We start from the raw sequence: 12,434 nt of genomic DNA on the forward strand, positions 1-12,434 counted from the left end.
TGATTTTTTTGTTTATGAAGAAGACGAAAATTTTAATTCTACTGATTACCCTCAGTTTTCCTGTAATACTTTATTTGTTTTTGAGGTCTTATGGTGAAAATGAGTTTGCATTACCGGTGTTTTTTGAAAATGAAGATAAATTGTATTGTAATGACTCAATAGTCGAGAAAAGTTCTGTTATATTTTCCGATTTGAACCAACGAGATTCTTTTAAGATTGAGGATGTTTACCAAGTAGACTTTAAAGTAGTTCATTTCCCTAATCTGCAAGATTCGCAAATTCAAACTATAAAAAATGAACTGAATAGAGTTTTCAACACCTTCAATGATTTATCACTGAATGTCCTAAGCTTGATAGCAGTTGGTGAAGAAGAAACTAATGTGAATTATAAATCCTTCTTGGCTGAAGATAGAGCGAAAACCTATCTTTATTCTGAGAGTCATACGGATTGGTTAGTGAATTGCTTATTCGGGTTTCCCACTGAGGAATGGGGCAGCAAGCATCCTTCTGAAGAAACGTTTCTTGTGGAAAATACTTTAGTTTTATTGGATGAAGACAACAAGATTAGAGGCTATTATGATGGATATGAAACAAAAGAGGTAGACAGATTGATTTTAGAGATCAGAGTTTTATTAAGTAATAAGTAAATGAAAGTGCTAGATACAAAACAAAAGTCATATATTAAGTTGATTTGGGGCTTGTCAATTGCTATTCCAGTTCTTGTTGGGATATTAATTTTTGCTCCTGAAAAGATTGAAGGAGCAGGGGACTGGGTATATATTTTACCGCATTTGAATGCTACTTTTAATTCGATTACCACAATTGTACTCCTTCTGGGCGTGTATTTTATTAAACAAAAGAATATTATTGCTCATAAAAGCATGATGTCAATCGCTTTTACTTTAGGCAGCTTATTTTTAATCAGCTATGTGATTTATCATTCTACGGCTGATTCCACTATATATGGTGATGTAAATGGTAATGGAATATTAGATGAGGTGGAGAAAAGTAAAGATGTGATATTTTGGAGAGGATTTTATTTGGGTATTTTATTACCTCATATTGTGTTGGCTGCTGTGGTAGTACCATTCGTACTCTTTGCGTTTTATTATGCGCTAACCGATAAGATTGAGAAACATAAAAAGATTGTGAAATGGACATTTCCGATATGGTTGATAGTGTCAGTCACCGGTGTTGTAGTTTATTTTATGATTAGTCCATATTATTCCTACTAATAAAATTGTTTTATCTTAATGTAAGAGAACTTATGGGAGTATTTATCAGTTCTATTTAAAAATTATAATAATGAAGAAGTTACTGTTTTTGGTATTTGCCTTCCTTTTTATTAATCTTAATGAGATCTTAGCTCAATGCGCAATGTGTCGAGCTACTGTTGAAAATAATGTCAATAATGGCGAGATAGGAATTGCCAGCTCATTAAATTTTGGGATCTTATATCTCTTTGCTGCTCCTTATCTAGTCGCGATGGTGATTGGTGTTTTATGGTATAGAAACAGTAAAAAACAGAATAGAAAAATCAATATTAAAGAACTCCTTTCAAGAAGACAGCATTCGTAATAAGTGCTATCCAATTTACATATTTACAGCTATTTCAATTTTAGATTCAAACTCCAGTATGATTATTGCTATATTGATGCTTTGTAAATTCATCAATTTGCTGTGAAGAAGTATTCTATTTTTATTGTAGTGTTCGTTTTAATAACGTTAATAACCTCACTTAGAAGTTACTATCATTCTAAAGAAGTAGATCAAGAGAACTTCATTGCGAAAACACAAACTAGGCTCCATCAAGAACTTCGAAAGGTTGAAAATGCTAAGAAAGAATGGAAGAATTATTTTGAAAGAAATAATTCTCTTGATTTCGAGTCTTTGAATGCCATTAATAGTGCCTATCCTTTCTTTATCTTTAAGAATACTTCTTTGGTTTATTGGTCTGATGAACATTTCGCCCCGGAGTCTAAGAAGTATCGGAAAGAAGGCTGGTATTTTGTTAATAAGTCGGCAGGTCAATATCTAGAATATTCTATAAAGTCAAAAAATGGTCAGATAAACCTAGTGTCTGTAGTTCCTCTATTTGAATATTATGATGTGAATAATGAGTATATTCAGTCTAGTTATAATACTGATATATTGCCCCCATCGAACATCAGACTTCATCATTCCAAAGTGGACGGATCTTTTGCTTTGAGGGATTTAGAAGGGGAACCGATTTTCTTTATTTCATTATTTGAAAATTTCGAAAATTATAATAAGGCACTGCATTATTGTATTCTTCTGTTAGAGTTTATGTTGGTCGGGATGCTGATTCTTCTACTTTGGAATTTCAGTAAACAGAGAAAATTCCTTTCGGTAAAGCTAGTGGTATTTATAACTGGAATCTGTGCCATATGGGGGATGATGGAAATTTTCGATTTTCCTTTTCATTTTAAGGTCTTAAGTCTCTTTGATCCTAAGTTTTTTGCTTCTTCCGATTTTAATCCCTCCTTAGGTTATTTGATAATAAATTGTGTGCTATTTTTCTTGATGGGGCATTTTTCGATTAAGCAAATTTCAAAGTACTTGAAAGAGCTTTCAAAAGGAAAAACTAACATAATGCTCTTGGTGAATTTGCTCTCTTATTTGGCTACAATTAGTGTTTTCTATTTTATTTATCTTATCTATATCCATTCTAATTGGGGCCTAGATAGTACTTTGTCGATCGAATTCAGCATATTTCAGATTTTATCCTTTGGGATTGTTTTGCTGTTTGGTTTTCTGACATTTCAGGTATTTACATTAACACATTTCTACAATGCTTCTCAACACCTAGACCCTATACGTTTTGTATTAATTCAATTATGTTGTTTTGGTCTCTTTTTGTTTTTTACGTTCTTTTTTGGCTATGCCATTGTTTGGATTGGGGGTACTGTTCTCATATTAAATGCAGTTATTTATTTTGCTAAGCTTGGAAAGGCATTAGAGAGCATAAATTTCTTGAGCTTCATATATTTGTTTTTATTGATTACGGCTGTCGCAGTAGTAAATTCCATTGCAGTGCAATCGTTAGAGAAAAAGAGCGAAGCAATGCAAAGAAACATTTTGGCTGATAGAATCATCAACGGAAATGATGTATTAGCTGAATATATGCTGGTGCAGTTGGACGAAAGTCTGAGACAAGATGAGTATATTAAGAGGCAGTTTTTGATGCCTTTAACTCCATATAAAACGATAGTTGATAAGATAGAAAAGTATTATTTGAATGATTATTTTGATAAGTATGATAAGTCTGTTAAAATTTTCGATGCAGGGGGAAATACTATTTATCCTAGTGGCACTCTACCCATGTCCTCATCTTATCCAATCCAGCAGATGAATGAACGAAACAGGAGAGGAGAAATAAAACTGTATTTGGTAGGCAACACAGAGGGAAATCAGTTACAGAGAAAATACATTTACGTTTTTGAGATCAAGCACTACGATTTTGTATTTGCTAAAATTGTTTTGGAATTTAAGCCGAAGAAGATCAGGCCAGATAATGTGTTTCCAGAATTATTAGTAAGAAATCGCAATGTTCCAATTTTTTCCGAGACGCCTTATGATTATGCGCTATATAAGAACGATACATTATCTTATAGTGTAGGCGACATTAATTTCCCTGATTTTGTCCAAAAAGAAATCACAAATGATCGTCAGCTTCTTAAAATTCAATCGGAAGGGGACTTTCAATTTAATGTTGTAGTGGATAATGATGAAAAGTTACTGTTCAGTAAAGTGAGTAATTTTTGGTATCGCTTTTTTTCTAATATTTCGTTCTTCTTTATTCTATGCTTTATATTGGTTTTCACTATTTCAGCTATTCAGTTCCTTAAAATTTATTGGAAAACAAGAACCATTGGGCTTAGTGCTAAAATTCAATTGTATTTTTCACTTGCATTTTTAATTCCGCTCTTATCGGTAAGTATATCAACCATTGGATTTGTGAATGCTACTTTTTTAGATGATATAGTTTCCAAATATGAAGAAAATACGAATAGAGTCGCAGGCCAGTTAGTTCCCTTGTTAATGGAGTATGAAAATGGAATCGTTGATAAGGCCAATTTAAGTAATGAAATTTCCACTATTACGAAAATCATCAATGCAGATATAAATCTTTATGATTTAAATGGTCAATTATTTCTTACGAGTCAGCCCCAAGTGTTTGAGAAAAACTTGCTATCCTATAAAATTAACCCGCAAGCTTATGCTTCAATTTATCAGAATGGTCAAAAAATGATCACACTGGAGGAACAGGTTGGAAATCTCAATTATCAATCTGCGTATGTTGGGATTCGTTCCTTTAATTCAGGCGAGTTGTTAGCCATTTTGGGTAGTCCATTTTTTAAATCGAATAAAGAGTATGATCTGCTTTTGACCGACCTATTGAATAATGTTTTTAATATTTTTGTGGGTTCATTTATCATATTCATCTTTTTGGCTTATGCAGCAACTAAAATTCTAACTTCGCCTTTAAACCTACTTAAGCAGAAATTGTCTCAAGTTAATCTATCTGCTGAAAATAAACCTATAAGCTGGCAAGTAGATGATGAAATTGGCTTGCTAATTAAAGAATATAACCAAATGCTTCTGAAACTGGAGAAGAGTAGACTTGCACTCAGTAAAACAGAAAAGGAGTCTGCTTGGCGAGAAATGGCTCAGCAAGTGGCACATGAAATTAAGAATCCGCTTACGCCAATGAAGCTCTCTTTGCAGCATCTTCAGATGAAAATCCAACGATCAGATGGCCCAATGCCTGATGCTTCTGCAAAAATTGATAGCATCTTATCGCAAATTGAGAATTTAAGTGATATAGCAACTTCTTTTTCTTCATTTGCTAAAATGCCTATTCCTGCAAACGAAAGGATTTGTATTAGTGAAATAGTAAAAAAGGTCGTTGACTTTTTTAAAGCAGAGAATGTCAATATCAACTTAAATTTACCTGAGGAAGATATTTATGCCTTAGCCGATCCTAAAATAATGGAGAGGACCTTTAATAATATGGTTCTGAATGCATTACAAAGTGGATCAGGAGATAGTAAGGTAGAAGTCACTTTAAAAATTGAATTGATCGATCAGCATGTGAAGATATCAATTCGAGATAATGGTATGGGCATACCTGAAGACAATTATAACAAAGTATTTTTACCTAACTTTACGACAAAATCAAGTGGTTCCGGTATTGGATTAGCAATTGCCAAGCGAGGAATTGAACATGCTGGGGGAGAAATTTGGTTTGAATCAGAGCCCAATAAGGGTACAATCTTTTATATTGAATTAAAGAGACTGAAGTAGTTTTGAACTGGGTAGAAAAATTCGGCTTTTTTGTTTTGTTGGGCTTTTTTATAAGTCCGATGCTCACGAATGCCCAAAATTACTGCCTCGAAACCACTTATTCAGCAATATCCTTACCCGACTCTGTCCTTATCATTCCCAATTCTATTGCGATTCAAAGTCAATCTGGAGAGACAGTGTCTCATCAACTCTCAGACGGATTTTTGAAGATAGATAAAGGAAATTCGAGCGATACGCTCTACGTTTGTTATAATTATATTCAGAGAAATCAGCAAATTGTTTCCACAGCAGTTCCTGAATATTTTTTCGATAGTACTGCAAGATTTAGAGAAGAGATTTATACAGAGAATATTACCCCAAAAACAACCCAAGAAATGCTTGGTTTGGGCGGTATTGAGATTTCAGGGGCTTTCATGCGATCCGTGTCCGCTGGGGCGCAGCAATCTGCAATGATGCATTCAGTAATGGACTTAACAATTTCAGGTGATATTTCTGATGAATTGAGGCTTCAGGCCCGAATGACTGATCAGCAAATGCCTTTTGAACCAGAGGGTAATACTCAAAGACTGCAAGATTTTGATCGAGTGAACGTTCAACTGCTCCATAAGAATTGGGGACTTGAAGCTGGTGATTTGAATATTCGATCCAGTGATCAATTGAATTTCTTAAAATATAATCGGCAGGTACAAGGGTTGGGTGTCTCATCTTCAAGACTGTCGTTTGATTCTACAGATGCAAATACCCAGATTGTAAGTTCTTTTGCAAGAAGTAAGACAGGTGTGCAAAATATAGCGCCTATGGAGGGGGTATTAGGGCCGTATCGGGTGGAGGGGCCGCAAAATGAACCTTTTATTTTTATAATAGCAGGTTCGGAAAAAGTGTTTTTAGATGGCAACCAATTACAGAGAGGTCTGGAAAATGATTACGTAATTGATTATAATGCTGCAGAGATCACATTTAATGCTAATATTTATATATCAAAATATAGCGTGATTCAAATCGAGTTTGAGTATTCAGACAGGCAGTATAATCGAAATGTGACATCCTTAATACATGAGCAATCAATTGGTAAGTTGGATCTAAATATTGGCTACTTTCAGCAAACTGATAAGCCAGACAGTCAAATAAAAGACTTAAGTCAGGCTGATTTGGATGAATTATCTTCTCTAATAGGGAACTCAAAGTATGCGGAAATTCCTGCCACTGACAGTTTAGGCTTTACTCTAAATAAAACGAGATATGCAAAGGTTGATACGATGGTGAATGCAAAGGTTTTTCAAATATTTGAGTTTTCACATGATCCTAAAATTGCGCACTATCAATTGAGCTTTACTATGGTAGGTGAGCACAATGGAAATTATCGAATTGCTAATTATGCTTCAAATGATGTAGTTTATGAATGGGTAGCCCCAATCGATGAAATTCCTCAGGGAAATTATGAACCCATCAAAAGAATGGCATTACCTCAAAACCAAAGAGTTCTTAACATTGGATTAAATTATCAGTTGAATGATGAATCAAATATAAGTATCGAGTACGCAGGCTCTGAATTTGTCAGTAATCGATTTAACAAAGATAACTCAAGATTAAATGGGAATGCAGTCTCCCTGGGATTTCAATCTTCTCCTAAGCCCATCCATTTTTTAGAGGACACCAAAATCAATTATTTTATCAAGTATGAATATTTAGATTCAAGTTTTGCACCAGTTCAGCCATTCCGTGCATTGGATTTTAATAGAGATTGGGGAGAAGAGGAGTCGGCTAATTTGCAAGCTGGGGAGGAACATTTGATAAGACTGGGAACTAGTATATCGAATAAGAATCAAACACTGGCCTATGATTTGGCCCTAAGGCAAAAAGAAAATAGCGGGAATGGATTTCAGCACAATGTCAATTTCGAAAGTAGTGGTGATTTTAGAATAAGGATCAATGCATTCTTAATGGAAGGTGAAAATGGCGATTTCAATACTGATTGGAAAAAGGCCTTAGTTGATTTTAAATATGCTAAATTTAAAATAATGCCGGGTTATAGATTCAGAACCCAACGGCATCAAATTCATAGAAATGATCAGCTAAGTGGAAGTTTTCAGTTTTTTGATAGTCATCAGTTCTATATTAATAGAGAAGATTCTAGTAAATGGAAGTTCAGTTTATCACATGAATTCAGAGCAGATAAAAGACCTTATGAAGGGATAATGACAGCTTCTGAAGATGCTCAGAATACACAATTGAAGTCTACCTTTTTTTTAGGACAGGCCCATAAGCTTTCCACCAACTTTTTGAGAAGAAGTATTCAACAGAGATCCGATTCTGCGCAGTCTGAACAATATCTTCAAGGGGGATTGAATTGGCAATCTTCGTTTTGGAATGACAATATCATTCAAAATCTAAGTTTTCAAACTGGAACGGGACGAGTTTTACAAAGAAGCTATTTCTTCATGGAAGTAGCAATAGGAATAGGAACACACTCCTGGTCTGATTTAAATGAAAATGGGGAGCAAGAACTTAATGAGTTTTTTGAGGATGAAACAGATTATGGAGATAGGAATTATGTAAAAGTATTGACGATGGGAAATGACTATCAAACTGCTTTTATTAATGATCTACAATATCAACTTAGATGGAAAATGCCAGTTGGATGGTCTAAATCTAATAATTTACTGCAGTACTTAGGTAAATTATCTGGGAGTTTTAATGCCAATTTAGACACTAAAAACACTTTTGAAGATTGGAAAGATAGAATCTCACCTTTCAATATTCGGGAGAATGAAAATATCCTATCCTCCCGAAACCTTTGGAAATCGAATTTCTTTTATAATCGAGGAGGGAAAGCATTTTTAGAGTCGGGATGGTCGGAATCGAATAGAAAACAGTTGCTTTTAGACGGTTTTGAAGGTATGGACAGAAGTAGTTTTCATTTTTCAGGAACTTTCAATGCTTTCAACGATTGGAATTTAAGTACGCTTTATAAATCTATGCAGAATAAATCTTTTTCAGATAGGGTGGAAGAAAGGGATTATCAGTTTAGTTCAGAAGCGGTAATTCCTAGTATAATGTGGCAAGGAAATAATAATCTGAGAGTCAGGGTATCCTATAAAAATGAAAACAAATGGAGTCCTGACGAAGCAATTGGAGGTGAGGTCTTAGTTAATTCTCTAGAGATATCGAACAAACTGATTCAATCAGATAAGGGTATTTTGGAGTCTAAGATCAGTTATGTTAGCGTTGTTTCGAAATTGGAGGACAATCAGAGTCCTCTTGCTTATGAAATGTTTGAAGGGCTCCGTGCCGGACGTAATTACGTATGGAATGTATCTCTAAGGAGAAAAATTATAGGTGATTTAAATCTTATTATTCAATATATAGGCAGAAAAAGCGAAGAGCAAAAAACGATTCATAATGGAAGCGTTCAGTTAACTGCCTTATTCTAAAGAGTCTTTCTTAACTTCTTCATAAACTTACTTGCAAAAATAAAATCTTCAAGATCTTCTTGACCCGAAGTCAAAATCGTTTCAGATGTTCCTTCCCACAATTTTTTCCCTTTAGCTAAATACATGATATGCTCACCTATTCCCATGACAGAATTCATATCGTGAGTCACTACGATGGTTGTAACATTTAATTCATGAGTAATTTCTTGAATCAATTCATCAATTAGTAAGGAAGTTCTAGGATCAAGACCTGAATTTGGTTCATCACAAAACAAATAATTTATATCATTTACAATTGCTCTGGCAATTCCCACTCTTTTTTTCTGACCACCACTAATTTCAGCAGGCATTTTTTTATTAATATTCTCAAGACCTACTCGGTTTAATACATTATTAACACGGTCAAGTTTTTCGTCTTTTTTCATGTCTGTTAACAGATCCAAAGGAAACATAACGTTTTCCTCAATATTTTTGGAATCAAACAATGCACCTCCTTGAAAAAGCATTCCTATTTCTCGTCTCATTTGCGCTTTCTCTTCTTTATCGGCTTTCAGAAATGCACGCCCATCATAGAGCACTTCTCCTTCTTCTGGTGTAATTAAGCCTACTATACATTTCAGCAAAACACTTTTACCAGTTCCGCTGGCGCCAATTATAAGATTAGTAATCCCTCTATCGAAATTTCCAGAGATGTCTTCTAAAACTTGAGTTCCATTAAAGGACTTGGATATATTTTTGATTTCAATCATCTCTTAGTCTTAGTTTAATAATAATTCTGCTAAAATGTAATCAGCTAAAAGTACTGCAATACAACTTTTCGTTACAGCACTAGTACTGGATTTACCTACTTCAAGTGCTCCTCCAGTCGTGAAAAAGCCTTGAAAAGCTGAAATCGAAGCAATCAAGAATGCGAATACGATTGACTTTATAAGTGCAAAAGAAACAGTAAACGGATTAAAATCAATTCTAATTCCATAGACATATTCAGTTTCAGTCAATATGCCAGTCATGGTGCCGGCTATATAGCCACCATATAAAGCAAGAAATCCAGCTATAACGACTAGTAGCGGATACATAATCATTGCAGCTATAATTTTTGGTAATACTAAATAGGAGGACGCGTTCACTCCCATAACCTCCAATGCATCTATTTGCTCAGTTATCCTCATCGTCCCCAAACCACTAGCTATACTAGACCCTACTTTACCAGCAATAACAATAGCGGTAATTGTTGGTGCTAACTCTAGAACGACCATCTCTCTGGTAACCTGAGCCACCACATAGTTTTGAATTAAGGGACTGACCAAATTATAAGCAGTTTGGACAGTGGTAACTGCACCCATAAAGGTGGAAGTAATCGCAACTATCAGAATTGAATTCCAACCGATGGAAATACATTCGTTGATTGTAAGCTTGAAGTAGGATGAAAAGGACTCGCGCCTCACAAACATACTTCCCAAAAATATAAAATAGGCTCCTATCGATTTCATGTGTGTAATTTTTTATGCACGCTCTTTCCTACGTGGAATAGAATTTGAAATTATTATGCATATTACCAGACAGTTAAAGAAAATCTGTCCAGATTTATCTAAATTCATTTCAAAAGGTTGTTGTTTTTTGCTTCTTCAAATTTAAAGTTAGCATGAAATTTTTCTTTACAATAAAAGTTATTTCAATTCTTTGAATGTAATTGGATTTTTACATTATAAATCTGATTATTCTAATCTAATACGCTAATGAGCTTTGTAAGTTTGTAGAACTTCAAGTTTATTGCGTAGTTTCGTGCTTTCAAATCAAAGATAACTCAAATAGCAAATGAATAAATTTATAGTGATTACAGGAGGAACAAAAGGTATTGGAAGAGCTTTAGTACTTTGTTTTGCTGAAAATGGATTTGATATTATTACTTGTTCCAGGAAGTTAGCTGATTTAGAGGTATTAAAAGAAGAAGTTGAAAAATTGTATGGTAATAAAGTTTATATTAAAGCTGCCGACCTATCTAAAAAAGACGATGTGCATAGTTTTTCTGAGTTTGTTTTAAAAACTACACCTAAAGTTGATGTGCTAGTCAATAATACTGGCGTTTTCCTGCCAGGTAGTATACAAGATGAGCCGGAAGGTAATTTAGAAATGATGATGAATACTAATTTATATTCTGCCTATCATCTGACAAGGGGGCTTTTACCGGCAATTTTGCCAAATAAAAAGGGACACATTTTCTCTATGAGTAGTATAGCTGGAATTACTGCTTATTCGAGTGGTGGTTCTTACAGTATTACTAAATACGCCATGCAAGGATTTACCAAATGCTTGCGTGAGGAACTGAAAGAAGAAGGGATCAGAGTAACTGCCGTTCTTCCTGGAGCAACCTATACAGCAAGCTGGGAAGGAGTTGACTTGCCTCATGAAAGATTTATGAAAGCCGAAGATGTGGCGGAATCTGTTTGGTCAGCTTATTCGTTATCAGATAGGACAGTAGTAGAAGAAATTGTTTTAAGACCTCAATTAGGAGATATATAAATCCATGGATGAAAGAATATTTTTATCAGCTCCCCATATGGGAGGCGAAGAAATCAAATACATACAACATGCATTCAAAGAGAATTGGATAGCACCTTTAGGTCCAAATGTAAATGGCTTTGAGCAAGATATTCAAGATTACAATAATATCCCGTACGCTGCTGCTTTAAGTTCTGGTACGGCAGCAATCCATTTAGCGTTGATTTTATTAGGAGTTAAAACAGATGACGTAGTGATGGCGTCAAGCTTCACTTTTTCAGCTACCGTAAACCCTATCGTTTATCAGCAAGCTGAACCAGTTTTAATCGATAGTGAAGAGGAAACATGGAATTTGGATCCTGAACTTTTGGAAAAAGCTATTAAAGATTATGTTGCAAGAGGCAAGAAACCTAAAGCGATTATATTTGTCCATCTTTATGGTATGCCAGGAAAAATCAAGGAAGTAAAGGCCATCGCGGAAAAGTACGATATTCCGATTATAGAAGATGCGGCAGAAGCATTAGGCGCAACTTTAGAGGGGAAACCCTTAGGTACATTCGGTGATTTTGGCGTTTATTCCTTTAATGGGAACAAAATTATTACCACTTCCGGAGGGGGTGCTCTTGTATCACAAAAGAAAGAATGGGTTGATAAAGCTCGTTTTTTGGCTACTCAAGCAAGGGATGCAGCGCCTTATTATCAGCATTCTGAAATCGGCTATAATTACCGAATGAGTAATATTGCAGCAGGAATCGGAAGAGGTCAGATGAAAGTGCTGGATAAGTGGGTAGAGAATAGAAGATCAAATCATGATTTTTATTCTAGGGAATTAAGCTCAATTGGATTCGAATTCTTAAGAGAAGCTGAAGGTGCTTATAGTAATAGGTGGTTGAGCTGTGTTTTATTTAATGAAAAGCATACTACACAACCAGAAGAATTAAGACAAGAATTAGAAAAGTATAATATTGAAACCAGACCCTTATGGAAGCCAATGCACTTACAACCTATTTTCAAAAATTGTAAAGCTTATTTATCAGGAGTATCGGAAGATTTATTTGAAAAAGGACTTTGTTTGCCTTCAAGTTCTTCCTTAACGGATGTTCAAAAGCAGCTGGTTGTCGAAAAAATCAAGGACTTTATTAAATAATAGCTTTAATTATTATAAAAAAATATTAA

Annotated in this window: 9 protein-coding genes; 7 read left to right on the forward strand and 2 right to left on the reverse strand. The window is 34.6% G+C overall.

Going from position 1 to position 12,434, the window contains the following annotated elements:
• The first annotated feature begins 14 nt into the window (after positions 1 to 14).
• From B9Y84_RS17470 to B9Y84_RS17490, 5 genes are all read left to right on the forward strand, one after another.
• A complete protein-coding gene (locus tag B9Y84_RS17470; RefSeq protein ID WP_085518682.1) occupies positions 15 to 647 on the forward strand; it encodes a hypothetical protein in 633 nt (210 codons plus the stop codon).
• Entirely contained in the window at positions 648 to 1,235 is a 588-nt protein-coding gene (locus B9Y84_RS17475) for a DUF420 domain-containing protein (protein WP_085518683.1), read from the forward strand.
• 70 nt (positions 1,236 to 1,305) lie between these two features.
• Complete coding sequence (locus B9Y84_RS17480) at positions 1,306 to 1,578, forward strand: hypothetical protein (protein ID WP_085518684.1); 273 nt, start codon at positions 1,306 to 1,308, stop codon at positions 1,576 to 1,578.
• Between the two features lie 102 nt (positions 1,579 to 1,680).
• Complete coding sequence (locus B9Y84_RS17485; RefSeq protein ID WP_085518685.1) at positions 1,681 to 5,328, forward strand: sensor histidine kinase; 3,648 nt, start codon at positions 1,681 to 1,683, stop codon at positions 5,326 to 5,328.
• A gap of 2 nt (positions 5,329 to 5,330) precedes the next feature.
• Positions 5,331 to 8,759, forward strand: coding sequence for a hypothetical protein (locus B9Y84_RS17490; RefSeq protein WP_085518686.1), 3,429 nt, complete (start codon positions 5,331 to 5,333; stop codon positions 8,757 to 8,759).
• Here the strand turns inward: B9Y84_RS17490 and B9Y84_RS17495 are convergent.
• Both B9Y84_RS17495 and B9Y84_RS17500 read right to left on the reverse strand, forming a co-directional pair.
• Positions 8,756 to 9,508, reverse strand: a complete 753-nt coding sequence (locus B9Y84_RS17495) for an ABC transporter ATP-binding protein (RefSeq protein WP_085518687.1) — start codon at positions 9,506 to 9,508, stop codon at positions 8,756 to 8,758. The two genes, B9Y84_RS17490 and B9Y84_RS17495, sit on opposite strands and share 4 nt — an antisense overlap.
• Positions 9,509 to 9,517: 9 nt before the next feature.
• A complete protein-coding gene (locus B9Y84_RS17500; protein ID WP_085518688.1) occupies positions 9,518 to 10,249 on the reverse strand; it encodes an MlaE family ABC transporter permease in 732 nt (243 codons plus the stop codon).
• A 325-nt stretch (positions 10,250 to 10,574) separates the two neighbouring features.
• On the opposite strand from B9Y84_RS17500, the gene B9Y84_RS17505 reads away from it, so the two are divergent.
• Positions 10,575 to 11,279, forward strand: a complete 705-nt coding sequence (locus B9Y84_RS17505; RefSeq protein ID WP_085518689.1) for an SDR family oxidoreductase — start codon at positions 10,575 to 10,577, stop codon at positions 11,277 to 11,279.
• 4 nt (positions 11,280 to 11,283) lie between these two features.
• Positions 11,284 to 12,405, forward strand: a complete 1,122-nt coding sequence (locus tag B9Y84_RS17510) for an aminotransferase class I/II-fold pyridoxal phosphate-dependent enzyme (protein ID WP_085518690.1) — start codon at positions 11,284 to 11,286, stop codon at positions 12,403 to 12,405.
• Positions 12,406 to 12,434 lie beyond the last annotated feature (29 nt).

The organism is Marivirga sericea (assembly GCF_900177665.1).
In the GTDB taxonomy this organism is placed as follows: Bacteria; Bacteroidota; Bacteroidia; order Cytophagales; family Cyclobacteriaceae; genus Marivirga; species Marivirga sericea.

Bases quoted from the DNA above. Each gene is read 5' to 3' on its own strand.
- B9Y84_RS17500 (WP_085518688.1), bottom strand. From the start codon at position 10,249: ATGAAATCGATAGGAGCCTATTTTATATTTTTGGGAAGTATGTTTGTG.
- B9Y84_RS17505 (WP_085518689.1), top strand. From the start codon at position 10,575: ATGAATAAATTTATAGTGATTACAGGAGGAACAAAAGGTATTGGAAGA.
- B9Y84_RS17470 (WP_085518682.1), top strand. From the start codon at position 15: ATGAAGAAGACGAAAATTTTAATTCTACTGATTACCCTCAGTTTTCCT.
- B9Y84_RS17475 (WP_085518683.1), top strand. From the start codon at position 648: ATGAAAGTGCTAGATACAAAACAAAAGTCATATATTAAGTTGATTTGG.
- B9Y84_RS17510 (WP_085518690.1), top strand. From the start codon at position 11,284: ATGGATGAAAGAATATTTTTATCAGCTCCCCATATGGGAGGCGAAGAA.
- B9Y84_RS17480 (WP_085518684.1), top strand. From the start codon at position 1,306: ATGAAGAAGTTACTGTTTTTGGTATTTGCCTTCCTTTTTATTAATCTT.
- B9Y84_RS17495 (WP_085518687.1), bottom strand. From the start codon at position 9,508: ATGATTGAAATCAAAAATATATCCAAGTCCTTTAATGGAACTCAAGTT.